The sequence below is a fragment of the Candidatus Borkfalkia ceftriaxoniphila genome (genome assembly GCF_004134775.1).
Classification (GTDB): Bacteria; Bacillota; Clostridia; order Christensenellales; family Borkfalkiaceae; genus Borkfalkia; species Borkfalkia ceftriaxoniphila.
This window is the reverse complement of record NZ_SDOZ01000002.1, coordinates 372,072-397,308: the sequence shown is the minus strand read 5'-3', so window position 1 is coordinate 397,308 and position 25,237 is coordinate 372,072. Positions and strand designations below refer to the sequence as shown.

Annotated in this window: 26 protein-coding genes and 1 riboswitch; of the genes, 22 read left to right on the top strand and 4 right to left on the bottom strand. The window is 53.2% G+C overall.

The annotated features are described in order from the left end of the window. Nucleotides 1-14: 14 nt before the first annotated feature. Nucleotides 15-989 (top strand): NAD(P)H-dependent glycerol-3-phosphate dehydrogenase, encoded by a 975-nt coding sequence (locus ESZ91_RS01930; protein ID WP_129226221.1) that lies wholly within the window; start codon nucleotides 15-17, stop codon nucleotides 987-989. A gap of 1 nt (nucleotide 990) precedes the next feature. Continuing rightward, on the top strand, nucleotides 991-1,458 hold the full coding sequence (locus tag ESZ91_RS01925) for an LURP-one-related/scramblase family protein (RefSeq protein ID WP_129223583.1): 468 nt from the start codon (nucleotides 991-993) through the stop codon (nucleotides 1,456-1,458). A gap of 4 nt (nucleotides 1,459-1,462) precedes the next feature. Here the strand turns inward: ESZ91_RS01925 and ESZ91_RS01920 are convergent, their stop codons facing one another. From ESZ91_RS01920 to ESZ91_RS01910, 3 genes are all read right to left on the bottom strand, one after another. Further along, entirely contained in the window at nucleotides 1,463-1,648 is a 186-nt protein-coding gene (locus ESZ91_RS01920) for a thermostable hemolysin delta-VPH (protein ID WP_129223581.1), read from the bottom strand. A gap of 69 nt (nucleotides 1,649-1,717) precedes the next feature. Then, nucleotides 1,718-3,097, bottom strand: a complete 1,380-nt coding sequence (locus ESZ91_RS01915) for a glycine--tRNA ligase (RefSeq protein ID WP_129223579.1) — start codon at nucleotides 3,095-3,097, stop codon at nucleotides 1,718-1,720. 76 nt (nucleotides 3,098-3,173) lie between these two features. Then, the gene (locus ESZ91_RS01910) at nucleotides 3,174-4,037 is read right to left on the bottom strand and encodes a phosphatase PAP2 family protein (RefSeq protein WP_129223577.1); all 864 of its coding nucleotides are present in this window, start codon (nucleotides 4,035-4,037) and stop codon (nucleotides 3,174-3,176) included. Nucleotides 4,038-4,136: 99 nt separating this feature from the next. Here ESZ91_RS01910 and ESZ91_RS01905 point away from each other — a divergent pair, with 99 nt between their 5' ends. The 6 genes from ESZ91_RS01905 (at nucleotide 4,137) to ESZ91_RS01880 (ending at nucleotide 10,256) form a co-directional block, all read left to right on the top strand. Then, nucleotides 4,137-4,445 carry a hypothetical protein gene (locus ESZ91_RS01905; protein ID WP_129223575.1) on the top strand — a complete coding sequence of 103 codons (309 nt, stop codon included), beginning with the start codon at nucleotides 4,137-4,139 and terminating at the stop codon, nucleotides 4,443-4,445. 57 nt (nucleotides 4,446-4,502) lie between these two features. Then, nucleotides 4,503-4,586: riboswitch (ZMP/ZTP riboswitch) on the top strand. 41 nt (nucleotides 4,587-4,627) lie between these two features. Next, on the top strand, nucleotides 4,628-5,002 hold the full coding sequence (locus ESZ91_RS01900; protein WP_129223573.1) for a DUF3795 domain-containing protein: 375 nt from the start codon (nucleotides 4,628-4,630) through the stop codon (nucleotides 5,000-5,002). Nucleotides 5,003-5,029: 27 nt separating this feature from the next. Further along, a complete protein-coding gene (locus ESZ91_RS01895) occupies nucleotides 5,030-6,679 on the top strand; it encodes a formate--tetrahydrofolate ligase (protein WP_129223571.1) in 1,650 nt (549 codons plus the stop codon). 154 nt (nucleotides 6,680-6,833) lie between these two features. Beyond that, entirely contained in the window at nucleotides 6,834-8,462 is a 1,629-nt protein-coding gene (locus tag ESZ91_RS01890) for a glutamine--tRNA ligase/YqeY domain fusion protein (RefSeq protein ID WP_129223568.1), read from the top strand. A gap of 88 nt (nucleotides 8,463-8,550) precedes the next feature. Next, nucleotides 8,551-9,636 carry a hypothetical protein gene (locus tag ESZ91_RS01885; protein ID WP_129223566.1) on the top strand — a complete coding sequence of 362 codons (1,086 nt, stop codon included), beginning with the start codon at nucleotides 8,551-8,553 and terminating at the stop codon, nucleotides 9,634-9,636. 29 nt (nucleotides 9,637-9,665) lie between these two features. Beyond that, on the top strand, nucleotides 9,666-10,256 hold the full coding sequence (locus tag ESZ91_RS01880; protein WP_129223564.1) for a CvpA family protein: 591 nt from the start codon (nucleotides 9,666-9,668) through the stop codon (nucleotides 10,254-10,256). 48 nt (nucleotides 10,257-10,304) lie between these two features. Here the strand turns inward: ESZ91_RS01880 and ESZ91_RS01875 are convergent, their stop codons facing one another. Further along, the gene (locus ESZ91_RS01875; protein ID WP_161971005.1) at nucleotides 10,305-10,742 is read right to left on the bottom strand and encodes a helix-turn-helix transcriptional regulator; all 438 of its coding nucleotides are present in this window, start codon (nucleotides 10,740-10,742) and stop codon (nucleotides 10,305-10,307) included. Between the two features lie 228 nt (nucleotides 10,743-10,970). Between ESZ91_RS01875 and ESZ91_RS01870 the strand changes: the two genes are divergently transcribed. The 14 genes from ESZ91_RS01870 to rnr all read left to right on the top strand — a co-directional run bounded on the left by ESZ91_RS01870 (nucleotide 10,971) and on the right by rnr (nucleotide 25,227). Next, on the top strand, nucleotides 10,971-11,570 hold the full coding sequence (locus ESZ91_RS01870) for a rubrerythrin family protein (protein ID WP_129223560.1): 600 nt from the start codon (nucleotides 10,971-10,973) through the stop codon (nucleotides 11,568-11,570). Between the two features lie 11 nt (nucleotides 11,571-11,581). Further along, nucleotides 11,582-11,845, top strand: coding sequence for a hypothetical protein (locus tag ESZ91_RS01865; RefSeq protein ID WP_129223558.1), 264 nt, complete (start codon nucleotides 11,582-11,584; stop codon nucleotides 11,843-11,845). A 236-nt stretch (nucleotides 11,846-12,081) separates the two neighbouring features. Continuing rightward, the gene (locus tag ESZ91_RS01860; protein ID WP_129223556.1) at nucleotides 12,082-12,609 is read left to right on the top strand and encodes an RNA polymerase sigma factor; all 528 of its coding nucleotides are present in this window, start codon (nucleotides 12,082-12,084) and stop codon (nucleotides 12,607-12,609) included. Beyond that, nucleotides 12,606-13,661 (top strand): hypothetical protein, encoded by a 1,056-nt coding sequence (locus ESZ91_RS01855; RefSeq protein WP_129223554.1) that lies wholly within the window; start codon nucleotides 12,606-12,608, stop codon nucleotides 13,659-13,661. Before ESZ91_RS01860 ends, ESZ91_RS01855 begins: the two co-directional genes overlap by 4 nt. A gap of 95 nt (nucleotides 13,662-13,756) precedes the next feature. Further along, a complete protein-coding gene (locus ESZ91_RS01850; protein WP_129223552.1) occupies nucleotides 13,757-14,671 on the top strand; it encodes a hypothetical protein in 915 nt (304 codons plus the stop codon). A gap of 371 nt (nucleotides 14,672-15,042) precedes the next feature. After that, entirely contained in the window at nucleotides 15,043-15,540 is a 498-nt protein-coding gene (gene trmL, locus ESZ91_RS01845) for a tRNA (uridine(34)/cytosine(34)/5-carboxymethylaminomethyluridine(34)-2'-O)-methyltransferase TrmL (protein WP_129223549.1), read from the top strand. Between the two features lie 32 nt (nucleotides 15,541-15,572). After that, entirely contained in the window at nucleotides 15,573-17,294 is a 1,722-nt protein-coding gene (locus tag ESZ91_RS01840; RefSeq protein WP_129223547.1) for a Na/Pi cotransporter family protein, read from the top strand. A 114-nt stretch (nucleotides 17,295-17,408) separates the two neighbouring features. Further along, on the top strand, nucleotides 17,409-18,725 hold the full coding sequence (locus ESZ91_RS01835) for a phosphoglycerate kinase (RefSeq protein WP_129223545.1): 1,317 nt from the start codon (nucleotides 17,409-17,411) through the stop codon (nucleotides 18,723-18,725). Nucleotides 18,726-18,788: 63 nt separating this feature from the next. After that, entirely contained in the window at nucleotides 18,789-19,502 is a 714-nt protein-coding gene (locus ESZ91_RS01830) for a hypothetical protein (RefSeq protein WP_129223543.1), read from the top strand. Then, entirely contained in the window at nucleotides 19,502-20,248 is a 747-nt protein-coding gene (tpiA, locus tag ESZ91_RS01825; RefSeq protein ID WP_129223541.1) for a triose-phosphate isomerase, read from the top strand. Before ESZ91_RS01830 ends, tpiA begins: the two co-directional genes overlap by 1 nt. 129 nt (nucleotides 20,249-20,377) lie before the next feature. After that, nucleotides 20,378-21,913 (top strand): 2,3-bisphosphoglycerate-independent phosphoglycerate mutase, encoded by a 1,536-nt coding sequence (gene gpmI / locus ESZ91_RS01820; protein ID WP_129223538.1) that lies wholly within the window; start codon nucleotides 20,378-20,380, stop codon nucleotides 21,911-21,913. 1 nt (nucleotide 21,914) lies between these two features. Further along, complete coding sequence (locus ESZ91_RS01815) at nucleotides 21,915-22,625, top strand: transglutaminase-like domain-containing protein (RefSeq protein ID WP_129223536.1); 711 nt, start codon at nucleotides 21,915-21,917, stop codon at nucleotides 22,623-22,625. Between the two features lie 127 nt (nucleotides 22,626-22,752). Then, nucleotides 22,753-23,079, top strand: a complete 327-nt coding sequence (gene secG / locus ESZ91_RS01810; RefSeq protein ID WP_129223534.1) for a preprotein translocase subunit SecG — start codon at nucleotides 22,753-22,755, stop codon at nucleotides 23,077-23,079. Between the two features lie 72 nt (nucleotides 23,080-23,151). Beyond that, nucleotides 23,152-25,227: a ribonuclease R gene (gene rnr, locus ESZ91_RS01805; protein WP_129223532.1), complete on the top strand. Its 2,076-nt coding sequence runs from the start codon at nucleotides 23,152-23,154 to the stop codon at nucleotides 25,225-25,227. Nucleotides 25,228-25,237 lie beyond the last annotated feature (10 nt).

Genomic DNA, 25,237 nt, shown 5'->3' with positions numbered 1-25,237 from the left:
AGGTATTGATCATGCTGAAAATTTCCGTTCTGGGCTGCGGCCGCTGGGGGTCGTTCATTGCCTGGTATCTGGCGAGCAAAAAGGGCTACGACGTCTATTCCTGGGGGCCGGAAGAGGATTATTCCTATCAGGTCTTGAAGTCGACGGGCAAAAACGAGTACGTCGCTCTCGATCCCCGCATCACGCTCACCTGCGATCTGGAACAGGCGGTCGGTCACGCGGATATCGTCATCATTTCCATCAGTTCGCAGGGCGTGCGCGGCTTTATCGACAAGATAAAAGCATTCAACGTGTCGGATAAGACCTTTGTGCTCTGCATGAAGGGCATCGAGGTGGAAACGGGCGAACGGCTTTCGGAGATCCTCGTCGAAAAAGGCATTTCCAAAGATAAGATCGCGGTTTGGGTAGGCCCGGGACACATTCAGGATTTCACGGCGGGCATTCCCAACTGCATGGTCATCGACAGCCATAACGTGGAATTGAAAAAGTTTCTCGCCGACAACTTCAAGAGCGATCTCATCCGCTTTTATTACGGAAACGATATCGTCGGTACGGAGATCGGCGCGGCGGCGAAGAACGTGATGGGCATTGCCGCGGGCGTTCTCGACGGCGGCGGCGTTTCCACGCTGAAAGGCCCTCTGATGTCGCGCGGCGCGCGCGAGGTGGCGCGGCTCATCAAGGCGATGGGCGGAAACGAACTTTCCGCGTACGGGCTCGCGCATCTGGGCGATTACGAAACGACGCTCTTTTCCCGCCATTCTCACAACCGTATGTACGGCGAGATGCTCGTCAAGGGTGAAAAGTTTCAGAAACTCGCCGAGGGCGTCATGACCGCCGCGGCGATGAAAAAACTGGGCGAAAAATACAATGTGGAACTCCCCATTACCGATGCGGTGTACGAGGTGTGTTTCCACGATAAAGCGATGGACGGTTCCTGCATGGACATGATCTTGAAATTGTTCTCGCGGGATACGAAATTCGAGTTTTGATATGAAATTATTATTCAAGCAGCGCTTTTTTTCCTGGTTCGACAGTTACGACGTTTACTACGAAGACGGGACCGTGGCGTATACGGTAAAGGGCGAACTTTCCTGGGGGCATTGCCTGCGCATTTACGATTCGCGGGGTGCTTGCGTCGGCACGGTGCAGGAAAAAGTTTTGACCTTTCTGCCCAAGTTCGAAATGTACGAGGGCGAGCGATATGTGGGCATGGTCTGCCGTAAATGGTCGTTTCTGCGGCCCAAATATCGTATCGAGTGCTGCGGCTGGAACGTCGAAGGGGATTTTTTGCAGTGGGATTATACGCTCGTCGGTACTTCGGGCGTCGTCGCGCGCGTATGGAAAGAGATCTTGAACTGGACGGATACTTACGTGCTCGACGTCGCGGATCCCGCCGACGCGCTCCGCGTTCTCATGTTCACGCTCGCCGTGGACGCGGAAAAGTGTTCGAAAAACTGATGCTTTATTTTTTTTCGAGCAGCGGAAGATATTCGTTCCAGCGGTATTCGCGGATGGGCATGGGCTTTTCGTTATCGAAATAGAGCACCAGCGCGGGCCGTATCCTGCCCCACTTGTCCACGAAATCGTAGTGCACGAGGTGACCTTCCGAGATCAGCCGTTTTGCCTTGGCGTGATAATTGAAATACATAGTTTCAGTATGCCGCAATCATAACAAAAAACGCGCGGAGCATTTCGCTCCGCGCGTTTTATTTATAAATTAAATTTCCATGCTCTTTTCAATGAAAGCGGCAAGTTCGCCTATATCCATGCGGATCTGCGACATGGTATCGCGGTCGCGCACGGTAACGGTGTTGTTATCCAGCGTTTCGAAATCGATGGTGATGCAGTAGGGTGTGCCGATCTCGTCCTGACGGCGGTAGCGCTTGCCGATAGAACCCGCCTCGTCGTAGGTGATCATGAACTTTTTGGAAAGTTGTTTCGCAACCTCCTTCGCCTTTTCCGAAAGGTTTTTCTGCAAGGGCAAGATCGCCGCCTTGTACGCCGCCACGGCGGGATGGAAGTGCATGACCACGCGCGTGTCGCCGCCTTCCAGCGTCTCCTCGTCGTACGCCTCGCAGAGGACGGCGAGCATCAGGCGGTCTGCGCCGATGGAGTATTCCACGACGTAAGGGATATACTTTTCGTTGGTGACAGGGTCGAGATAGAACATATTCCTGCCCGAAAATTCCTGATGGCGGGAAAGATCGTAATTCGTGCGGTTATGAATGCCGTTGAGTTCCTGCCAGCCGATGGGGAAAAGGTATTGGATATCGCACGCCGATTTCGCGTAGTGCGCCAGTTTGTCGTGGTCTTTGTAGCGGAGGTGCTCTCTTTCGAAACCGAGGCAGAGCAAAAATTCCAGTGCCTTTTTCTTGTATTCCTCGTAAAATTCGGTGTCCGTGCCCTCTTTGCAGAACCACTGGTGTTCCATCTGTTCGAACTCGATGGTGCGGAAAATGAAATTTCCGGGCGTGATCTCGTTGCGGAACGCTTTGCCGATCTGCGCGATGCCGAAGGGCACCTTGGCGCGCGTGGTGCGCTGCACGTTCAGAAAGTTGACGAATTCGCCCTGCGCGGTCTCGGGGCGCAGATAGATTTTATTCTGGCTCTCGTCGGTCACGCCGCGCGAGGTCTCGAACATCAGATTAAAGGTGCGTATGGGCGTCCAGTTGTGCTTGCCGCAGTTGGGGCAAGCCACCTTGTGCTCGGCAATGTACGCCTCCATCTCCTCGTTGGATAAAACGTCGGGATTGACTTTTCCCTTAGAATGGTTTTCGATGAGGTTATCCGCGCGGAAACGCGCCTTGCATTCCTTGCAGTCCATTTTGGGGTCGGTGAAGGACGAGGTGTGCCCGCTCGCCTCCCATACGCGCGAATTCATCAGGATCGCCGCGTCCACGCCGAAAGAATTGTCGCTTTCCTGCACGAATTTTTTCCACCAGGCGCGCTTGACGTTATTCTTGATCTCCACGCCTACGGGACCGTAATCCCAGGTGTTTCCCATTCCGCCGTAAATTTCGCTGCCCGGGAAAATGATGCCCCGCGCCTTGCAGAGATTTACGATCTTATCCATTGTCGCCGCTGTTTTATCAGACATGATAGATTCCTCGTTCTCTTTTCGTTTTTATAATAATTTTACTTTTTTATACGTATAAAGTCAAGTAAAAAGTCGTTTACAGGCGAAGTTTCACGATGAGAAGCGGCGTGACCGTCAGCGCGAAAAAGATCGCCGCGAAATACTGCGCGAAAGTCGACCAGTTGCCGTCGGGCAGAAAGCGGTACAGCAAAAGAAAGGGGACCGCCGCCGCGATGATCGCGATCGCCAGCCGCAGAATGCGTTTCCACCATTTGTTTGCGTCCGCAAAGCAGAAAAATTTCTCTTCGATCAAAAGCCCGATCGCTGCGGCGAGGGTGATGGCGGAGATCTTGAACATGGATTCCGTCATCGTGCGGGCGATAAAGAGAAAGGGCAGCGTAAGAAGGGCGAAAGCGAAAAACACCCACAGCCTTTTTTTGTAGAAGCCCGCATAGACCGTCTGCCAGATGATCGCGAACAGCACGCCGATGGCAAAGCCCGACAGCACGTCGGTGGGATAGTGCACTCCTAAATATAGCCGCGAAAACATGACGCCCAGCACCGCGATTATGGAAAATACGATGACGCCCGGGCGGCGGAACGTGAGCGCGAGGTTACCGAAAAAGGACGCGCTCGCGCACGAATGCCCGCTCGGGCAGGACATATCGATATCCAGATCGTTTGTGGAAACGAAGGGCGTATCCACGTCCACCTTATCCACCACGCCCGCGGCATAGGGACGGGTGCGGCGGATGGCGCTTTTCAGCCCCGTGCAGAAAGCGCTTGCCGAAAGAATGGTCACGAGCATTTTTTCGCCAAGGCTCTTATTGATGCAGAAAAATACGACGGCGATGATGGCGGTGATGAAAATTTCTTCGCCCAGCATCGTCCACGCCGCGAACACAATGTCCAGAAACTGGTTGCGTATGCCTTCCAGCGCCTGTAATATCGCTTGATCCATGTTGCCTCCGAATGCGGATTTTTCGTTTAGTATATCATAATTTCCAAAAAAAGCCTACTGTTTTTTGCGTTACCGTCAGATTTATGGTATAATGAGGGTATGATATCCGTTCGTTTTTTTCTGAAAGAGGGCTACCCCGTTTCCTGCGAACTCAAAGACGGGGAAAACGTGTTTTTCGGCGGCGTCACCGCGCAGGGAGAATTTTTCTGCGAAAAGGGAGTCCCTTATCCCGAAATGATGCTGCGCGCGCTCGTCAACAAATGTATGGACGGGCGTATTCCCGTGCTCTTTGCCAGGGACGAATGGGGCGTAGATCTTGCGCGGTTCGGCTTTGAAAGGGAGGGAGGAAAATATGCGTGCCCGCGCGAGCGGCTGCGCCTGCCGCACGATTGCGAAAAAGCGCCGTAAATTTTTTGCAAACTCTTGCATTGTCGGGAAAAGTATGGTACAATAAAAAAAATTGAAAGAGCGTTCGGCGACTGACGGATTACATAGATCTCTATGGGGAAGCCGAAATTGCGTTTCGTGTCGACCGTCTGGGCAAAAAACGAATGTTTTGCTCGGGCTTTTTTTATTTTACGGAGGGAATTATGAAACGTGAAATGGGACTCGCGCGCTGCGGGCTCGCCTGCTGCCTATGCGCGCAAAACGACGTGTGCGGCGGCTGCGGCGAAGGGGACGCGCCCGAAAAGTCCTGGTGCGAAAACCGCCGTTGCAGCATCGAAAAAAATATCGCGCGCTGCGCCGACTGCGAAACGCTTTGCAAAAAGGGAATGTTTGAAAAGGCGAAACCCTACGCTTTCACGCTGTTTTTAAAGAGATACGGGGAAGAAGAACTTTTAAATTGTCTGGAAAGGAACGAACAAAACGGCATCGTCTACCATCGTGACGGCATTATCGGCGATTACGACGGGTTCGGTGACGCGGAAGCGGTCATTGCGTTTATAAAGACCGGCAAAAGATAAAAAAGACTATTTTCGGAGGTTTTTGATATGTTGAGCGATATCGAGATCGCGGAGAACTGTGCCTTGCGCGACATCGCGGACGTGGCGGCGGAACTGGGCATAGCGCCGCAAAATTTAGAATCATACGGCCGCTTTAAGGCAAAGATCGGCGGCGACTTTTCCGCGCGCAAAGCCAAACTCGTTTTGGTGACCGCCATCAATCCCACCGCCTCGGGCGAGGGAAAGACCACCGTTTCCATCGGCCTTGCCGACGGTATGCGCAAACTCGGCAAAAAAGTCTGCCTGGCGCTCAGGGAACCTTCGCTCGGACCCGTGTTCGGCATTAAGGGCGGCGCGGCGGGCGGCGGCTACGCGCAGATCGTGCCCATGGAGGATATCAACCTGCACTTTACGGGTGATCTGCACGCCATCACGGCGGCGAACAATCTTTTGTGCGCGGTATTGGACAATCATATCTTCCGCGGCAACGAACTGGATATCGACCCCGAAAAAATTTATTTCCGCCGCTGTCTGGACATGAACGACCGCGCCTTGCGCAACGTGACGGTGGGGCGCGGCGGCGAGGGCGTCGAGCGGGAAGAACACTTCGAGATCACCGCGGCGTGCGAGGTGATGGCGATCTTATGCCTCGCGACTTCGCTTTCCGATCTGAAACGCCGTCTGGGCAATATCATCGTCGGCGAAAACCGCAGGGGCGAATATGTGTACGCGCGCGATTTAAAAGCGGAGGGCGCCATGTGCACGCTCTTGAAGGACGCGATCAAACCCAACCTCGTGCAGACGCTCGAAGGCACGCCCGCCATCGTGCACGGCGGACCGTTCGCAAACATCGCGCACGGCTGCAACAGCATTCAGGCGACCTACGCGGCGATGAGTCTTGCCGACTACGTCGTCACCGAGGCGGGATTCGGCGCGGATCTCGGCGCGGAAAAATTTCTCGATACCAAGTGCCGCATCGCGGGCATCGAGCCCGACTGCGTGGTAGTGGTCGCCACCGTCAAGGCGCTCAAACTGCACGGCGGCGCGGACAAAACGACGCTTTCCGAGGAAAATCTCGAAGCGCTGGAAGCGGGCATGCCCAACCTCGTCAAGCATATCGAAAATATCAAGAACGTCTATAAAAAGCCCGTCGTGGTCGCGATGAACCGCTTTGCGAGCGATACGCAGGCGGAGATCGACCTTGTCATGCGCATGACCGAATACGCGGGCGCGCAGGCGGTATTTACCGACGTGTTTTTACAGGGCGGCGAAGGCGGCAAAGAACTTGCCGCGGCAGTCGTCAAGGCGGCGAACCAGCCCAGCCGCCTCGCCTATTCGTACGACCTTCGCGACGGCGTCGTGAAAAAGATCGACGATATCGTAAAGAACGTCTACGGCGGCGACGGCGCGGAATTTTCCGAACTTGCCCTCCGTAAGATAGAGGATATCGAAAAGCGCGGCTATAAAGAACTGCCCGTCATCATCGCAAAGACGCAGTATTCTCTTTCCGATAACGCAAAACTTTTGGCACGCCCGCAGGGTTTTACCGTACACGTGCGCGACGTAATATTAAAGGGCGGCGCGGAATTCATCGTGGCGGTCGCGGGCAATATCATGCTGATGCCCGGGCTCGGCAAACATCCCGCCGCGGAACGCATCGACATCGACGAGGCGGGCAAGATCAGCGGCTTGTCGTAAAAATCGGCTATGCGGGGAACGCTTTTTGCATTCCCCGCATATTTTTTTAAGAAGAGCGTAAATTCTCCGCAAAAACTTTTGCAATTATCGGGTTTTTAGAGTAAAATAGAGGTGTAATTCTAAAATTTACGGCAATAAATACGGAGAAGAACTTATGATCGAAGCGACGAATTTTATCGAACAGATTATCAACGAGGATATAGACGCGGGAAAAGTCACCGCGATCCAGACGCGCTTTCCCCCCGAACCCAACGGCTATCTGCATATCGGGCACGCCAAGAGCATGTTCGTCAATTTCGGGATCGCCCAAAAATACGGCGGCAAATGCAACCTCTTTTTCGACGACACCAACCCGTCCAAAGAAAAGACGGAATTTGTGGACGCCATCCGCGGCGATATCCGCTGGATGGGCTACGAATGGGCGAAAGAGTGCTACGCTTCCGACTTCTTCGACGTCATCTACGATTGCGCGGCGCGCCTGATCAAAGAAGGCAAAGCGTTCGTCTGCGACCTTTCCGCGGAAGAGATCAAAAATCTGCGCGGCACGTTGACCGAACCGGGCAAAGAGAGCCCGTACCGAAACCGTTCCGCGGAGGAAAATTTGCGCCTCTTTACGGAAATGAGAGAGGGAAAATACGCCGACGGCGAAAAATGCCTGCGAGCCAAGATCGACATGAGTTCGCCCAATCTGAATATGCGCGATCCCGTCATCTACCGCATCCTGCACGCGACGCATCACCGCACGGGCGATGCGTGGTGCGTCTATCCCATGTACGACTTCGCGCACCCCATCTGCGACTATCTGCAGGGCGTCACGCATTCTCTCTGTACCCTCGAATTCGAAGACCACCGCCCGCTGTACGACTGGGTGGGCGTTTCCCTCGGATTCTCCCCCAAGCCCCGCCAGATCGAATTTGCGCGGCTGAACGTCACCAATACCGTGATGAGCAAGCGCTATCTGAAAAAACTGGTGGAGGAAAACCTCGTGCACGGCTGGGACGACGCGCGTATGCCTACCATCACGGGCCTTCGCAACCGCGGTATCCCCGCCGAGGCGATCCGCGATTTCTGCTCGCGCGTGGGCGTCGCGAAAGCCAATTCCGAGTGCGAATATTCCTATTTCGAGGCGTGCGTGCGCGAATATCTCAACGCCAACGCCGAGCGCGCCATGGCGGTGTTTTCGCCTTTGAAACTCACGATCACCAATTACGAGGGATCGGAAGAAGTGGATTTCGAGATCAATCAGACCAAAGAGGGCGCGGGCGTCCGCAAAGTAAAATTTTCCAAAAATCTCTATATCGAAAGTTCGGACTTTTCGCTCGACCCGCCGCCCAAATATTTCCGCCTGAAAAAAGAGGGCTACGTGCGCCTGAAAAACGCCTATATCGTGCGCTGCGACGACGTTTTGTTGGACGAAAACGGCAACGCGAAGGAAGTTTTGTGCACGTATATCCCCGAAAGCCGCAGCGGCAGCGATACGAGCGGCATCAAGGTAAAGGGCGTCATTCATTGGGTGGATGCGGAAACGGCGGCGGACGTGACCGTGAAACAGTATCAGAGCCTTTTGCGCGATGCGGACTATGCGGGACAGGATTTCAACGAGCGTTTCAACGCGGAGAGCGAAAAGATTTTTACCGCCAAAGCGGAGCCCTATCTCGCGGAGGCAAAGGAGGGAACGCCTTTCCAGTTGATGCGTACGGGATACTATAAAAAGAGCGAAGAAAACGGAGCGGCGGTACTCTCGGAGATCGTTTCTCTGAAGGATAATTTTAACAAGAAGTAGGCCGCGCGAATTGAAAAATGCGATTGACATTTGAGCGGTTAGCAGTTATAATAAGAATACAGTAAAAAAATATTTAAGGGTGGTCATCGTGAAAATCTGTAAGAATTGCGGCCGCGAATCCGAGGAAGGGAAGATACGGTGTCCTTTCTGCGGATACCTGTTCGAGGATGAAATGGACAGCGTGCTGCGGGAAATGAGTTTAAATCTGAATAGTTTTAAAGAGGAACTTACGGCGCCCAAGCCGCAGCAGACGGGCATAAGCGCGCCCGCGCAGCCTTCGGTTTCCGCCGCCGCGTCCGCGGATCCCGTGCTGGCGGCTGCATATGCCGTGCGCGAGACGCCGAGTCCCGCCGCTTATCCCGCAAGGATCTCCTATCCCGCGCCGCAAAGCGCGGCAGAGCCGGAAGATCTGAAACTGGAAGTCGCCAACCTGAAAGGGCAACTGACCGCCATGCAGGGCGAGTTGGGCCGCCTGAGTATGCAGCGCGGCGTGCAAATGCAGCAAAATCCCGTTTCGTATCAACCTATACCCGCGCCCGCGCAGCCCGTGTATTTCGCAAATACATACGGTTACCCTGCGCCCGTTCCCGCCGAAGGCGTCTATTCGCAGATCCCCGAAGCGAAAGATCCCGCTGCGCCCGCGTATGCGAACGCGGGTAAAGACAAAGCGGATTCCGCGCGCAGCAAGAGGCGCATCGTTCTGGCGGTGTTTACGACCCTTTTTCTGGCGGCGAGCATCGCGTCTTTCTTTTTGAATTGGATCAAGTTCGAAGCGTTCGAAGGTTTTACGGGTTTCGAAGCGATAAACCACGTGTTCGGGATCAAGGGCGGCGAGCCGTTTGAAGCGTATCTGAATATCATCCGCGCCCACGAATTTGCGGGCAGCGCGATGATCGCGAAACTGTGTCTGAATTTTTGCTTTTATGTCGTAAAATACGGCGTCGTCGTATATGCGGCGCTGTTGGTATTAAGTTTGCCCATACTGTTCAGTCTGGGCGGACGCATCCGTTTCAAGGCGTGGCACGCGTTTTTTGCATGGACGTCCGCGCTCGCGGCTGTACTTTTGTTTGCGGTTTTCTGCTGGGTAAGCGGCTTTTCGGCGATGACTTTGTTTTTCCTCGGCGGCGCCGCGGCGAACGTATTGAGGGGATTCTTTCTTTTGTTCTATAAATAAACGGCGTTTTGTCGTTTGCGAGGGTGTACATGAGTATCATTATTGACGTAATTTTATGTTTGCTTGCGGTTCTGGTCTTTTTCCTCGGATACCGCAAAGGTTTTTTGCAGAAGGCATGGTGGCTGGTCGATCTGGTCGTCATCATTCTGTTGTTCATGATGCTCTCTCCGACGATTTTAAAATGGATCGAAGCGAATACCGCGTGGAAAAATTCTCTCGTTGACTGGATTGGTTCGTTTACCGGCAGCGTGCCGCAGATCCAGCCCGAGTCGGTGGCATACTTTATTTTAAAAGCGGGCATCTGTCTGGCTTTGGGGATCGTGGTCGTCATTATCATGCTGATCGTGAAATTCCTTTTGAAAAAACTGATCACTTTGAAAGTTTTCGAGATCATCGACAAGATTCTGGGCGGGGTATATTCGGTCGCGGTCATGACGCTGATCCTGTTGGTCATAGGCGGCGTTCTGGGTACGTTCGTGAATTTTGCGCCTATCCAAAGTCTGAGCGACACTTTTTCGCAGACATATATGGCGAAATACCTGTTCGGCGAAAACCTGCTGCAAGGATTTTTCGACAAATACCTGCCGTTCGGCACCTGGATCGCGGGTATCGTAAAATAAAATCAAACAGAAAGCCCCCGACGCGTCTGCGTCGGGGGCTTTTTAGGTTCAGTACTTTTTGCCGATCAGATAATCGAGGGAACAGCCGAAATATTTGGCGATTTGAATGACGTTTTCCAGTTTTGGCTGTTTGCCTTTTCTCCATTTTGAAATTGCGGATTCGCCGAAACTGCATTCTTTGGCGACGGCGTAACAACTGACGCGGTTCTTTTTCCGCAATAAATCGAATTTTTCGAGAAAGGGCAGATCGTTGGCGTCGTTGTTCGGTTTCGGGGAATCGGACAACCCGAACAGAAAGTCGAGCGAAACGCGCAAATAATTCGCAATTTTGTTCGCGCTTTCCGTATCGGGATAACCATTATGTTGCAACCAATTTGCAACAGATTGTCCGCTCACGCCGACTGCTTTGGAAAACTGATATACGGTGGTGTTTTCCTTTATGATAAAGTCTTCAATATTTTCATTGAAAATTATAAAGTGATCCATATCCAAATATCTCCCTGAAATAATTATTCTACTTCGGGACAGTATTCGCATAACGACTAATAATGGGACAGTAATAATCAATATTCAGGAGTTTTTATTTATGGATTTGAAGGATATGCATATGCGCGGGCTCTTGCGTTGCGGGCTTTATCGGTAAAAATTTCCTCGTTTTTGCGGGTATTTCGCGCAAATTTCGGCACATACTGTTTTGCGTAAGGAGGATACACCATGGAGTTTCAAAATTCACAGACATTTATCAATCTTGCCCGTTCCTTTGCGGGGGAAAGTCAGGCGGGAATGCGCTATCAGTTGATCGCAAAACAGGCGACCGCAGAAGGCTATGCCGTTTTGGCGGATAATATTCGCACCATTGCGAAAAACGAAACGTACCACGCGAAAACTTTTTTCAATACGATCCTTCAAAATGCGGGAAGTATCGATAACGTGGATTTACAGAACGCAGGTTATCCGTTTCACTTCGGAACTTTGGAAGAAAATTTAAAATTTGCTGCCGAGGACGAACGTGCGGAGTTTGAAGAAATTTATGCTGCGTTTGCGAACGTTGCCAAAGAAGAAGGTTTTCCCGACGTGGCGGCTATCTACAATATGGTCGTCGGCGTCGAAAAGGAACACAATATTATTTTCAAATATTTACACGAAGCGTTCAAAACGAATACTCTCTATAAATCCGAAAAACCCACTCTCTGGATCTGCAGCGAATGCGGTTATCGGGTCACGAGTAAAGAAGCCTGGCACATTTGTCCCTTGTGTAAGGCAAGCCAAGGTTACGTTGAGATACACTTACCGTTTGAAAAAAATAATATTTAAGGAGAGAAAAAATGAGAAACAGTCAGAATTCCAACGCGAAATCTGCTTCCGAGCAGTCTAAAGCGAAGGCTACGTCCGGACAACAGTCCAAAGCGAAAGCGATGAACAGCACGCAGTCTAAGGAAACTTCGAACACCCAGTCCAAGGCGAACAGCCAGTCCAAAGCGAAAGCGACTGCGGGCCAGAGCAGCGCAAAAGCGCAGCAGTCCGGCGCGAAGAACAGCAAGAGCGCTTCGAACAAATCGACGGGAGCCACCAAATCTTGCGGAAGATAAAAAACCAAAAGAAAAGTTCCGAAATCATGCGTTCACCGTATGACGTGAACGGAAGTTATACAGGCAACCCTACGAACGGCGAAAAACCGATTCAGGACGCGGATGACCTGTAAAGAAAAGGGGAAGGCAAATCGCTTTCCCCTTTTTTTGTTGACAAATACCGCTGCTTTTGTTATGCTCTTTTTAAAAAGAGCCAACAATTTCGGCGTTTCGATTGTTGTATTTACGGAAGGAATATGAAAAATGCTAAATTAGAGCGGAAGATAGCCGAACTGCGCGCGGGCGATCAGCGCGCGTTCGACTACATATACGAACAGACGAACCGCTCGGTCTATTTCGCAATTTTATACATCGTGCGCGACAAGATGTACGCCGAAGATCTGTTGCAGGAAACGTTCGTGAAAGCCGTGCGTTCACTCGATTCCTATACGCCCGACACGAATTTTCCCGCGTGGCTTATGCGAATCGGCAAAAATCTCGCGCTCAACCATATCAAGAGGGCGTCCCGCGAGATCTGCACCGATTTCGATACCGAATCGTACCGATACGGTTCAAAGGAGATGGAGATCCCGTTCGTCTTCGAGGCGGCAGCAAAAATTTTAGCCGAGGACGAATACCAGATACTCATGCTCTGTCAGGTTGCGGGCTACAAGCGCCGCGAAGTATCGGAAATGCTGCGCCTGCCCGTCGGCACCGTCACATGGAAAAATAACGAAGCGCTCAAAAAACTCAAAGCATTTCTCGTAAAGGAGGGCGGTTTATGAAAAAAGATTTAAAAAAACTTTTATCCGCGCAAGCGCAGAATATCCTGCCCGACGAGCGCGTCAAAGAAAACATCAAGAGCGAACTGGGCTGCTCGGACGGCGAACGCGCCTATGCGCACGGAGGCACGGAATCCAAAGGGAAAAAGAATATTCTGGTTATATCCGTCGCCGTCTTGATGGCGCTGACGCTCTGCCTCTGCATACTGCTCCCCGTCTTTTTGAAGGGCACAGGGACGCCCGGGGGAGGTGGGAAATTCAATCAGATCGAAACTACGGAAGATTTTTACGCGTACGGCGCCGCGTCCGTCGGCTCGCTGCTTTCGGCGTCGTCGGAAACGCGGACGCTGCGCTCTTACAGACCGAGCGATGAGGAAATGGAAACGGTCGGGCGTTATATGGCGTTGGTGGAAGGGCTGTTGGGCGACGGAAATTTCGAATACAGCGAGAGCGCGTCATCCGACGGCGAATACGCATATTCGATGACGGTCAGATATCGGGACCTTTTGGGCAGAGAAATTTGCTATGAAATGCGCTATGATCGTTTGTTGTCCGATCAAAAAGGAGAATTCGCCATTGCGGGCGTGCTTCTCGTCGGACAGAACGAGTATCCCGTAGAGGGAAGTTATCAAATAGAGAGCGAAGACGGAGAAACGGAAAGCGAACTTTGGTTCCGCGCTTATACGGACGATGCCGGGAAGTCTTATATCGAAGTCATGCAGGAATCCGAGGAAGAGACGGAGGACGGCGAGACCGAGCGCGAACAAAAGTACGTGTACGACGTTTACGAAAATGGTCGCCGCGTCGAGCGCACGGTCGTGGAATACGAGAGCGAAGAGGGCGAACTGGAACTGAAAATGGTCGTACAGAACCGGGCAGGCAGGGACGAACTTCGCTTCGAACAGGAAAAGAAAGGCGAATTGAAAGTGCGCGGGCAGATGAACGGCAAAAAAACGGAATTCACCGTGCAGATCCGCCTGCGTGAGGACGGCACGACCTATTACCGTTATATCTTTGAAGACGCTTCCGACGATGAGGAAGAGGACGAAGATTAAAAAAATTAAAATATTTTTGAAAACTTCCAACAAATCTCCTTTTTGCATTGTTTTATAAGAGTAAAACGAAAAAATCAAAAAGGAGATTTATGATTATGAAAAAGGCAATCCTCACGTTGGCGATCGCAGCGGCGTTGATTCTGACGCTCGGGCTGAGCGCCTGCAAAACGGACGGAAGACAGGCGGAGGGCGGCAAGTTCGACGAACTGACGACCGCCCGCGAAGTGTACGGGTTCAGCGCGGCATCGGCGGGCACGCTCGTTTCCGCCATGAACGGCGGCGCGGCGCAGGCTTCTTTGAAAGCCATGTCCGAAGTGACCGATCAGGAAACCGTCGACACGCTCAATCGGTACATGATGCTGGTCGAAAGCATGCTGGGCGACGGTTCGTTCGGCATCGTCGCGGGCGAATCCGACCGCGCGGAATACGCCGTGAAAGAAACGGTCACGTACCGCGACCTGTTGGGCACCCCCGTCGAATACGTTTTGTATTACAACGAAACGGATGTGACGGACGAAGACAAAGACGCGCACGAAACGGAAATCGAAAAGGATTTCGATATCGAGGGCGTGATGGTCATCGACGGCGCGGATTATGCGATCAAGGGCGAGAAAGAAACGGAGAGCGAAGAGGGGGAAAGCGAGAGCGAATGTAAATTCACGGTAACGCTCAACGAAACCAAACGTCTTGTCGTCAAACAGGAAACGGAGACCGAGGAAGGCGAAACGGAGACCGAATTCGTGTATTCCACATACGAAAACGGCGAACAGACCGAGAGAAGTACGTTCAAATACGAGAAAGAAGACGGCGAGACCGAACTTGAATTCACTCTCTTGAAAGACGGAAATATGCAGATATTCGCTTTTGAGGAAGAGAACGGCGCCATCGAAGTCAAAATCGGCGGCAAGGGCGGGGCGAAAAAATACACCGTGCGCATCGTCGAGGACGAAAACGGTTCGTATTACGAATATGAAAGCGCGAACGGCAAGATCGACAAAGACCGCGACTGAGCGGTATAAAAGGAAAGCGGAAACGCTTTTCTTTTTTTGTAAAACAGAAGAACAGCACGCCTTGCGACGTGCTGTTCTCCTAAAACAAATGAGAAAAAATATGGGTAGTGAGTGTAATCTGATTGAGTGGTTCGGAAAACAAATAAGGCTTGCGGAGCAAGCCGTTTGTTTTGAACAAACTTTGTTTTCTTTACACATATAGTATAACCGATGGCATTTGAAAAGTCAAGTTTTTTTAAGCGATTTTTTCCGCGTCGGGAAAAATGACGAACGTTCTGCGATTTGCTTGCCAAATCGGCGCGTATCGGGTAAAATAAATAGGAGAGTTGTCGAATCATGCGGGCGGCTCTTTTCAAAAGGAGTGAAAGTCCATGTTTCATGTCGTTTTGGTGGAACCCGAAATTCCGCAGAACACGGGCAACATCGTGCGGACCTGCGCCGCTACGGGCTGCAAACTGCATCTCGTCCGGCCGTTCGGTTTTGAAATATCCGATAAATATTTAAAGCGGGCGGGTCTGGATTACTGGCATCTCGTAGATATTTCCTATTACGACTGCATCGAAGAGTTGTTCGATCAATACCCCGCCTCCCGCTTCTGGTTTTTCTCGACGAAAGCAAAGAAAACGCACAGCGACGCAAGTTACCGCGAAGGCGATTTCCTCGTTTTCGGAAAGGAGACGCGCGGGCTTCCCGAAGAGTTGCTGAAAGAGCGCTACGACGAGGCTGTGCGCATTCCCATGATCGGGGAGGCGCGCTCTCTGAATCTTTCCAATTCGGTCGCCGTCGCCGTGTACGAGGCGTGGCGGCAGGTCGGGTTTACGGCATCGGAAAAGCAGGGGCATCTGCACCGCCTTTCTTTGGACGATTGAATACGTATTTTATACGACAGGGATAAAGGCGAATGGTACTGACGATAATCACACAGTTGTTACTTGTTATAGGCGGCATCACCGTATTCATGATCGGGATGAAAACGATGGGTTCCAATCTCGAACGCGCGGCGGGTTCGAGCATGCGCACCATGCTCGCCAAGGTCTCCAACAACCGCTTTGCGGGCGTGGGGATCGGCGCGGCGGTCACCGCCATCATCAACAGTTCTTCCGCAACCACGGTCATGATCGTAGGGTTCGTGAACGTCGGGCTGATGAGCCTGACGCAGGCGGGCGCCATCATCATGGGCGCCAACATCGGCACTACCATTTCCGCGCAGATCATGTCGTTGCAGAGCATAAACATCAACATGGCGGCGGTCTTTTCCGCCGTCGCCGCCACGGGACTCGTGATCAATATGACGGGAAAAAGCGGCCGTTCCAAACAGATCGGCAATATTCTGATCGGTATCGGTTTTATCTTTATCGGCTTACAGTTCATGAGTGACGCCGTGAAAGTGCTCACCGCCGACGAGGTCATCGCGCCCAAACTCGACGCGCTGTTTTTATCCATCGGCAATCCGTTCCTGCTCTTTCTCATCGGCGTGGTGCTTACGGGGCTCTTGCAGAGTTCCGCGGCGATCACGGGTATTTTGATCGCGCTTGCGGGCAGCGGGCTTATTACGATAGAACAGGCCATGTTCATCACCATGGGCAGCAATATCGGTACCTGCGCGACGTCGCTGATCGCCAGTATGGGAACAAGCACCAACGCGAGAAGGGCAGCTGTCATCCATCTTTTATTCAACGTATTGGGCTGCGCCGTTTTCTTCATTTTGATGCTGGCGTTCCAAAAATACGTCGTCGAGGGCATTATTTTCGTGAGCGGCGGGAGCGTCGAACGTCAGATCGCGAACTTTCATACGCTGTTCAATCTTCTGACCACGCTGGTTCTGCTCCCGTTTTTGAAACCGCTCGTCAAATTGGCGCAAGTCATCGTGCCTGAGCGCAAAAAAATGCAGAAACAGGGCGATTTCAAATATCTCGACGAGCGTATTTTGCAGACGCCCGCCATCGCGGTGGCGCAGTTGAGAAAGGAGATCGTCATTATGATGGATCTTTCTTATCTCAATTTCCGCCGCGCGATGAAGATGATCTGCGGGGGCGATCTTTCCGAAAGGGATGAGAGCGCCGAAACGGAAAAGCGTATCAACCAATACAATACCGAACTCACCGCCTATTGCGTGCGCGTATCGTCGTGCGAATTGTCCGCGCACGACGAGTTCGTCATCGGTTCCTATTATCACGTGATCAGCGACAGCGAGCGTATCGGCGACTACGCAAAACATATCGTGGAGTATGCCGAAGAACTGGGCGGCGACGAGGACGCCTTTACCGCCGCTGCCGTCGAAGAGATCAAGGATCTTTACGAGAAGATCGACGAACTCTACCAAATGGTGCGCAAGACCTTCGACGAGCGCGACATCACCATGTTCGAAAAGATAAACGATCTGAAAGTTTCCATCGCGATTTTGAAAAACGCCGACTGCGACGCGCATATCGAGCGGCTCAACCGCGGCGAATGCACGCCCGCCCGCGGCGCCATCTTCCTGCAACTTTTGGGCAATATGGAACGCGTTTCCGGGCACATGAAGAATATTTCCAATTCCGTCATGAAGAGCAGCGCCCGCTATCAGAAATTATTGAAAACGCAGGGCTCGGCGGAAAACGCCGACGCTTCCGTCACACAGTGAATCCACCGCGCCGCAGGGCGCGGTTTTATTCTTTTCATGCGGCGTATTTTATTGACAAAAATGCAAAAAAAAGGTATCATGATAGACGGAAAACAAAATCAAGGAGATAGCACAATGAACAAAAAGTCTGTTACCGACGTAGACGTAAAAGGCAAAAGAGTTCTCGTCCGCTGCGATTTCAACGTTCCCATGAAGGACGGAAAGATCACCGACGAAAACCGTATTATCGGCGCGCTGCCCACGGTCAAATATCTGATGGAGCACGGCGCGAAAGTGGTTCTTTGCTCGCACATGGGCAAGCCGCACAATATCTTCAACGATTGCGTCAAACTCAACAAGAAAGAGAAAAAGGCGGTGGAGGCCCTCCCCGAAGCGGAGCGCGCCGCCGCGACCGCCGAATATATCGAAAAGGCGAAGAAGAACGACGCCGTCAAACTGACGCTCAGACCTGTCGCCGCGCGCCTCAACGAACTTCTGGACGGTAAGGTCGCTTTTGCGGCGGACGTCGTCGGACCCGATGCCGAGGCGAAAGTCAAGGCGCTCAAAGAGGGCGAGTGCGTGCTTTTGGAAAATCTGCGTTTTTACGCGGAAGAAGAGGGGAAAGACCTTGAATTCTGCAAAAAACTCGCGTCCTACTGCGATATTTACGTGAACGACGCGTTCGGGACTGCGCATCGCTCGCACGCTTCGACCGCAGCCATCGTCGAATACGGTCTGGTCAAGACCGCGGTCTGCGGCTTCCTCATCGAAAAGGAACTCACCGTCATGGCGGACAGCCTGGAACACCCCGTGCGCCCCTTCGTAGCGATCTTAGGCGGCGCGAAAGTGGCGGATAAACTCAACGTCATCTCCAATCTTCTGAATAAATGCGATACGCTCATCATCGGCGGCGGCATGGCGTACACTTTCCTCAAAGCGCAGGGCTACGAGGTCGGTAAATCTCTGGTGGACGACGAAAAACTCGGCTACTGCAAGGATATGATCGAAAAGGCGAAAGAAACGGGCAAGAGGCTCGTCCTTCCCGTGGACTGCGTGATCGCCGCGTCTTTCCCCAATCCCATCGACGCGCCCATCGAAGTCAAAACGGTGAAAGTGAGCGAGATCCCCGCGGATATGGAAGGGCTTGACATCGGCGAAGAGTCCTCCAAACTGTTTGCGGACATCGTCAAGGACGCCAAGACGGTCATCTGGAACGGCCCCATGGGCGTGTTCGAAAATCCCGTGCTCGCCAAAGGCACGATCGCGGTCGCGAAGGCGTTGGCGGCGGCGAAGGACGCCACGACCATCATCGGCGGCGGAGACAGCGCGGCTGCGGTGCAGCAACTCGGATTTGCCGATCAGATGACGCACATTTCCACGGGCGGCGGCGCTTCTCTGGAACTGTTCGAAGGCAAAGTTCTTCCCGGAATTGCCTGCCTGAACGATAAATAATCAAAGTGAACGGGGGCAGGCGGATTGCCTGCCCCGAAATTTATTCGTGAAATAGGGGCTGCCATGACCGAAAAAAACGATTCGCTGCTATATAAGATCACGCACCGCGTGATTTTGCCCGTATATCTGTTTCTTTCGCTGGGCAGCATCTTCACGATCGCCGTCACCATGTCGATCGACGAAGAAAAGTATACGTATCTTACGATCGGGCTGACCGCGCTCTTTTTCGTTGCGACGGCGGCATTTTTGATTTGTCTCCGCCCGCTCAGGAAACGGCAGGCGCGCCTCGATTTACGGGAGAGCGGTTTATTGCAGCCTGTTTCCGTACGAGAGCGGTACGAGTTTACAGCCAAACGCAGCGGCGCCGATCTTCCGAGATTGGTCGAGCAAAAAACGCGGTGCTGGAATTATTCGCCGACGGTGCAAATCGTAATGACTGCCGAGGGCGTCGAGATCGAGGGCCGTTTTCCGTATCGGAAGGACGGATTGTACGACGTTCATTACTTTTGGCGGGATACCCGCATCTGGTTGCAGAGTTATTCCCGGCGCATGCGCGCAGCGTTGCGTCTGTATATCTCGTTTACGGACGATAAAAACCTGTTTTTATATCTGCCCGTCGACGCGGAGACCGTCGGAATGATCGAAAGTTTTCATTTGACGGTGCAGAACCGCGGGCTTTACGACTTTTTGCTATTGCGGCCCGAAGAGGCGTTTTATCAGATCATTACTTACGGAACGATTAAAAAAACCGATAAATTTTTGAAGGAGAAGAAATAATGCGCAAACCTATCATTGCAGGAAACTGGAAGATGAACAACACCGCGGCGGAGGGCGTCAAACTCATCGAGGCGCTCAAAGGCCTCGTCAAAGACGCGAACTGCGACGTGGTCGCCTGCGTTCCCTTTACCGACATTCCCGCCGTCAGCGAGGCTGTGAAAGGCACCAACATTCACCTCGGCGCACAGAACGTGCACTTTGCGGAAAAAGGCGCCTTCACGGGCGAGATCTCCGCTTCCATGCTCAAAGAGTACGGCGTGGAATACGTCATCATCGGACACAGCGAACGCCGTCAGTATTTCGGCGAAACGGATGAAACGGTCAACAAGAGAATGCACGCGGCGCTCGCGGTGGGGCTCGTGCCCATCGTGTGCGTGGGCGAAAGTCTCGAAGAGCGCGAGACGGGCAAGACCGAACAGGTTTTGAAAGTGCAGGTCGAAGAGGGGCTGAAAGGGCTGGACGACGTTTCCAAAATCGTCATCGCGTACGAACCCATCTGGGCGATCGGCACGGGCAAGACGGCGACCGCAGAACAGGCGAACGAGACCATCGGCTTTATCCGCAAAACGTGCGGCGAAGTGTTCTGCCCCAAATGCGCGGAAAAAGTGCGTATACAGTACGGCGGCTCCATGAACGCCAAAAACTGCAAGGAACTGATGGCGATGCCCGAGATCGACGGCGGACTCATCGGCGGCGCTTCCCTCAAAGCGGAAGACTTTTCGATCATCGTAAACTTCGACAAATAATGAAAAGGCCCGACGAACGTCGGGCTTTTTTTCGCGTTTAAAAAATTTGACGGGGCGCCGCCGCAAACTTGCCAAAAAGCGCGCTTTGCGGTATAATGATAGGGAAAGAAAGTTTATAGAGGTAAAAAAATGAAAAAACCTTATGCGATCATCATCATGGACGGCTACGGACTCAGCGGCGAAAAAAACGGCAACGCCATCGCCATGGAGGGCAGCCCCAACGTTGAAAAATATCGGCGCGAATATCCCTCGGGCGAACTCGGCGCGAGCGGAATGAGCGTCGGTCTCCCGGACGGGCAGATGGGCAATTCCGAAGTGGGGCACCTCAACATGGGCGCGGGGCGCATCGTCTATCAGGAACTGACCAAGATCACCAAAGAGATCGGGGACGGCGGCTTTTTCAAAAACGAAGCGCTGCTCGGCGCGATGGAAAACGCAAAGAAAAATCATAAAAAACTGCACGTCTGGGGACTTTTGTCCGACGGCGGCGTGCACAGCCACAACACGCACCTGTACGCTCTTTTGAAGATGTGCAAGGAAAACGGGCTGGACAATGCCTACGTGCATTGCTTTATGGACGGCAGGGACGTTTCCCCCACGTCCGGCTCGGGCTTTTTGCGTGATCTGCAGGCGGAAATGGACAAACTCGCGTTCGGTGAGATCGCCTCGGTCTGCGGCCGCTATTATGCGATGGACCGCGACAACCGCTGGGAGCGCGTGGCGAAAGCCTACGATATGCTCACCCTCGGCAACGGCATCCACGCGGAGTACGCGGCGGACGCGGTGGAGGCGAGTTATAAAAACGAGGTGACGGACGAATTTATTCTCCCCACCAACGTTGTCAGGGGCGGCAGGCCCGTGGCGCTCGTGGAAGAGGGCGACAGCATCATATTCTTTAATTTCCGCCCCGACCGCGCAAGGGAGATCACCCGCGCCTTCTCGCAGGAAGATTTTAATGGTTTCGAGCGCAAGACGGGCTATCTGAAACCGTATTACGTGTGCTTTACGCAATACGACGCGACGTTCAAAGACGTGCGCGTCGCGTTCAAACCGCAGAGCCTCGACAACACGCTCGGCGAATATCTCTCGAAAAAGGGCCTGACGCAACTGCGCATCGCGGAAACGGAAAAATACGCGCACGTCACTTTTTTCTTCAACGGCGGCGTGGAGGCGCCCAACGCGGGCGAGGAGCGCGCGCTCGTTCCTTCCCCCAAGGTGGCGACCTACGATCTGCAGCCCGAAATGAGCGCTTTCGAAGTGACGGATCGGGCGATAAAAGAACTTTCCTCGGGGAAATTCGACGTGATGATCCTCAACTTTGCCAACTGCGACATGGTAGGGCACACGGGCGTGATTTCCGCAGCGGAAAAGGCGGTGGAAACGGTGGATATCTGCGTGGACAAAGTATTGCGTCAGATTTTGAAAATGGGCGGCGGAGCGCTGCTCACCGCCGATCACGGCAACGCGGACAAAATGATCGCGGAGGACGGCTCGCCGTTTACCGCGCACACGACCAACCCCGTTCCCGTAGTCTTGGTGTGCGACAGGCTGAAAGATAAGAAACTGCGCGAAGGCGGCGTGCTTGCCGATCTCGCGCCCACCTTTCTGGATATGATGGGACTGGAAAAACCCGCCGAAATGACGGGCAAGACCCTTATTATGTAATATGCGCGCAGAACTTTTGGAATTTTTGCGCGAAACGCCCCTTTTGGACTATTCCGCAAAACCCATCGAAAAACTCATCGAAAACCGCGGGTGGAAAATGCTCGACGAGTTTCAGCGCATCCGTGAGATCTATGATTTCGTACGCAACGAGATCCTGTTCGGTTATAACGTCCGCGACGATCTTCCCGCGTCCCGCGTGCTTTCGGACGGGTACGGCCAATGCAATACAAAGGGCACCCTGTTTATGGCGCTGCTGCGCGCCGACGGGATTCCCTGCCGTCTGCACGGGTTTACCATCGACAAGAAATTGCAGAAGGGCGCCATGACGGGGATTGTCTACGAAAAGGCGCCCCGCGAGATCTTGCACAGTTGGGTGGAGGTCTGTTTCGGCGGCAAATGGACGGAGTTGGAAGCGTTCATCCTCGATGAAAAATACCTCGGCAGCCTGCAAAAGAAATTCCCCGACGCGGGAGCGTTCTGCGGCTACGGCGCGGCGGTGAAAGATCTTCAAAACCCCGCCGTCGAATGGGCGGGCGAGGGCACCTATATCCAGAGCGAAGGGATCGTGCGCGATCTGGGGATCTATTCTTCCCCGGACGAGTTTTATCGTGCGCACGGGCAGGATCTGTCGGGCGCGGCGGCGTTTTTTTACCGGCATGTCGGCAGGCGTCTGATGAACGCCAACGTAAAGAGGATCCGACGGCGCGGATAAGATACGATTTACGCCATTTTTTTCCGAAAAATTTCGGAACGGCTGTAAAAAGAGTTGATAAATACCGCGGAGTATGGTATAATATCCAAGCATTTAATGTAAAGAAAAACTTTGGAGTGATATACGGATGTCGAAAATGATGTCGATGATGGGTTATCTGCTTGCGCCTTTGGCAAACGATAGCGTCTATACCTTATACAGAATAATTTGTCTTGTTTTATTGCTTTTAATGCTCGTCTGCGCGGTGTTCGCGGTGGTTGTGATCTTGTTCCAGCCGGGCAACTCCACGGGAATCGACGCATTGGGCGGTTCCAGCGAAACGTTTTTCGGCAAAAATAAGTCCAAATCTTTCGAGAGCAAAATGAAGAAATGGACAGTCATCTCCCTGATCGCGCTCGCGGTCATGGCGATCGTCTTCTTTATCTTGCAGTTGGACGGCATTTGGGGCGTTTAGGATCAAAAAAACGACAGGACGGCTATTTTGTGTAAGTAGCCGTCTTTTTTATTGGCATTTTCAGGAGAATTTATGACCGCTGCACAGCAGATAGAAGAAAAATTCGCTTCGGGCGAATTCACATACAAGACGGCGCGCGAGATCGCGCGGCTTTTGGGCGTCACGCAAAAGAGCGAGCGTGAGGCGGTAAACCGCGTCCTTCGTTCTCTCGAAGAGGAGGGCGCGATCGTCCGCGACGAGAAAAACCGCTACGTTCTGCCCGCGGCGCTCGGACTGTACAAAGGCGTGCTGCGCGGCAACGAGCGCGGCTTTGCCTTTCTGGTGCGCGAAGAGGGCGATCTGTTCATTCCGCACCGCTCCCTGCACGGCGCCATGCACGGCGACACCGTGTTCGCCCGCTGCGTGGGCGGCGAGCGCGGGGACGAGGGAGAAGTTTACAGCATTGTAAGCCGCGGCTATTCCGAGATCGTGGGTACCTATTTCAAGGAAAAGAAGGGCGGGTACGTACAGCCCGACGAGCGGCGTTTTTTTAACGACGTGCGCGTGGCGGGCTCGAAAGTGCGCGCGTACAGCGGCGAAAAGGTTCTGATCAAAATTCTGAATTATCCCGAGGGCGGCGAACCCGTGGGCGAAATTACCGAGGTTTTGGGGCAAAGCGGCGATCTTTCCTGCGAGGAGGACGCCATCATCCGTTCGAAAAATTTGGCGGAAGAATTCCCCCATAAAGTGCTCGCCGAGGCAAAGCGCGTTTCCGCGGAAAAGGTCGAAGTCGGCGGGCGGCGGGATTTCCGCGACCGCCTGATCATCACCATCGACGGCGACGATTCGCGCGATTTCGACGACGCGGTGGAAGTCTGGCGCGAAGGGAAATACTATCGCCTCGGCGTGCATATCGCGGACGTCACGCACTACGTCAGCCGCGGCCGTGCGCTGGATACCGAGGCTTACAAGCGCGGCACGAGCGTCTATTTCCCCGACAGGGTGCTCCCCATGCTGCCCGAGGAACTTTCCAACGGCATCTGTTCTTTGAACGAGGGGGAAGACCGCTGCACGCTCTCTTGTCTGATGAAGATCGACGAAAAGGGCAAAGTCAAAGACAGCGAGATCGTGACGGGCGTGATCCGCTCTTCCGCGCGCATGACTTATAAAAACGTGGCGGCAATTTTGGAAGGCGATCGGGAACTGTCGGAAAAATATGAATTTCTGCTCCCCATGCTCGAAGAAATGCGGCAACTCGCCGAGATCCTCATGAAAAAGCGCAAATCGCGCGGCAGTATCGACCTCGACGTGAAAGAGGCTGCCGTCACGGTGCAGGACGGCGCCGTTTCGGTGAAAGAGTACGAGCGCACGGTCGCGCATAAGATCATCGAAGAATTTATGATCCTCGCAAACGAAACCGTGGCGGAATTTATGGAACGGTTCGAAATGCCTTTCATCTACCGCGTGCACGAAAAGCCGAGCGAGGAAAAGGCGGAATCTTTCAAGGCGTACCTTTCCGAACTGGGCGTCAAAGCGAATTTTCACGCCGACAACGTCCGCCCGGGCGAATACGGCAAAATTCTGGATAAACTGGAAGGCGGTCCGCTCTTTCACGTGGTCAACCGCGTGATGCTGCGTTCCATGTCCAAGGCGCGGTACAGCGCCGAAAACAGCGGGCATTTCGGGTTGGCTTCCTCTTGTTACTGCCATTTTACTTCGCCCATACGCCGCTATCCCGACCTGTTGGTGCACAGGCTCGTCAAAATGGTCTTGGACGGGCGCGCGGCGGAGGCGGCGGATACCTTTTCGCGGTTCGTGTACGGCGCGGCGCTTTCCTGTTCGGAGAGCGAAAGGCGGGCGGACGAGGCCGAGCGCGACGTGGACGAACTATATAAGACCTGGTATATGCGCGAACATCTCGGCGAAACCTTTTCCGCCGTCGTTTCGGGCGTGACCTCGTTCGGGGTGTTCGCGGAACTTCCCAACACCATCGAGGGGCTTATCCGCATCGAAAATCTGCCCAAGGACGATTACGTGTTCGTGGAACAGCGCTTTTTGCTCAGAGGGCTTTCCCATTCCTTTAAAATCGGCGATCCCATTCAGATCAAAGTTGCCGCCGCGGATATCGGGACGCGCAAATGCGAATTTGTTCTTGCCGACGAGAACTGAACGTGCTATA

What these genes read in the sequence shown, in the direction of transcription:
- ESZ91_RS01925 (WP_129223583.1), top strand. Translation starts at nt 991, where the DNA reads ATGAAATTATTATTCAAGCAGCGCTTTTTTTCCTGGTTCGACAGTTAC.
- ESZ91_RS01920 (WP_129223581.1), bottom strand. Translation starts at nt 1,648, where the DNA reads ATGTATTTCAATTATCACGCCAAGGCAAAACGGCTGATCTCGGAAGGT.
- ESZ91_RS01915 (WP_129223579.1), bottom strand. Translation starts at nt 3,097, where the DNA reads ATGTCTGATAAAACAGCGGCGACAATGGATAAGATCGTAAATCTCTGC.
- ESZ91_RS01910 (WP_129223577.1), bottom strand. Translation starts at nt 4,037, where the DNA reads ATGGATCAAGCGATATTACAGGCGCTGGAAGGCATACGCAACCAGTTT.
- ESZ91_RS01905 (WP_129223575.1), top strand. Translation starts at nt 4,137, where the DNA reads ATGATATCCGTTCGTTTTTTTCTGAAAGAGGGCTACCCCGTTTCCTGC.
- ESZ91_RS01900 (WP_129223573.1), top strand. Translation starts at nt 4,628, where the DNA reads ATGAAACGTGAAATGGGACTCGCGCGCTGCGGGCTCGCCTGCTGCCTA.
- ESZ91_RS01895 (WP_129223571.1), top strand. Translation starts at nt 5,030, where the DNA reads ATGTTGAGCGATATCGAGATCGCGGAGAACTGTGCCTTGCGCGACATC.
- ESZ91_RS01890 (WP_129223568.1), top strand. Translation starts at nt 6,834, where the DNA reads ATGATCGAAGCGACGAATTTTATCGAACAGATTATCAACGAGGATATA.
- ESZ91_RS01880 (WP_129223564.1), top strand. Translation starts at nt 9,666, where the DNA reads ATGAGTATCATTATTGACGTAATTTTATGTTTGCTTGCGGTTCTGGTC.
- ESZ91_RS01875 (WP_161971005.1), bottom strand. Translation starts at nt 10,742, where the DNA reads ATGGATCACTTTATAATTTTCAATGAAAATATTGAAGACTTTATCATA.
- ESZ91_RS01870 (WP_129223560.1), top strand. Translation starts at nt 10,971, where the DNA reads ATGGAGTTTCAAAATTCACAGACATTTATCAATCTTGCCCGTTCCTTT.
- ESZ91_RS01865 (WP_129223558.1), top strand. Translation starts at nt 11,582, where the DNA reads ATGAGAAACAGTCAGAATTCCAACGCGAAATCTGCTTCCGAGCAGTCT.
- ESZ91_RS01860 (WP_129223556.1), top strand. Translation starts at nt 12,082, where the DNA reads ATGAAAAATGCTAAATTAGAGCGGAAGATAGCCGAACTGCGCGCGGGC.
- ESZ91_RS01855 (WP_129223554.1), top strand. Translation starts at nt 12,606, where the DNA reads ATGAAAAAAGATTTAAAAAAACTTTTATCCGCGCAAGCGCAGAATATC.
- ESZ91_RS01850 (WP_129223552.1), top strand. Translation starts at nt 13,757, where the DNA reads ATGAAAAAGGCAATCCTCACGTTGGCGATCGCAGCGGCGTTGATTCTG.
- trmL (WP_129223549.1), top strand. Translation starts at nt 15,043, where the DNA reads ATGTTTCATGTCGTTTTGGTGGAACCCGAAATTCCGCAGAACACGGGC.
- ESZ91_RS01840 (WP_129223547.1), top strand. Translation starts at nt 15,573, where the DNA reads ATGGTACTGACGATAATCACACAGTTGTTACTTGTTATAGGCGGCATC.
- ESZ91_RS01835 (WP_129223545.1), top strand. Translation starts at nt 17,409, where the DNA reads ATGAACAAAAAGTCTGTTACCGACGTAGACGTAAAAGGCAAAAGAGTT.
- ESZ91_RS01830 (WP_129223543.1), top strand. Translation starts at nt 18,789, where the DNA reads ATGACCGAAAAAAACGATTCGCTGCTATATAAGATCACGCACCGCGTG.
- tpiA (WP_129223541.1), top strand. Translation starts at nt 19,502, where the DNA reads ATGCGCAAACCTATCATTGCAGGAAACTGGAAGATGAACAACACCGCG.
- gpmI (WP_129223538.1), top strand. Translation starts at nt 20,378, where the DNA reads ATGAAAAAACCTTATGCGATCATCATCATGGACGGCTACGGACTCAGC.
- ESZ91_RS01815 (WP_129223536.1), top strand. Translation starts at nt 21,915, where the DNA reads ATGCGCGCAGAACTTTTGGAATTTTTGCGCGAAACGCCCCTTTTGGAC.
- secG (WP_129223534.1), top strand. Translation starts at nt 22,753, where the DNA reads ATGTCGAAAATGATGTCGATGATGGGTTATCTGCTTGCGCCTTTGGCA.
- rnr (WP_129223532.1), top strand. Translation starts at nt 23,152, where the DNA reads ATGACCGCTGCACAGCAGATAGAAGAAAAATTCGCTTCGGGCGAATTC.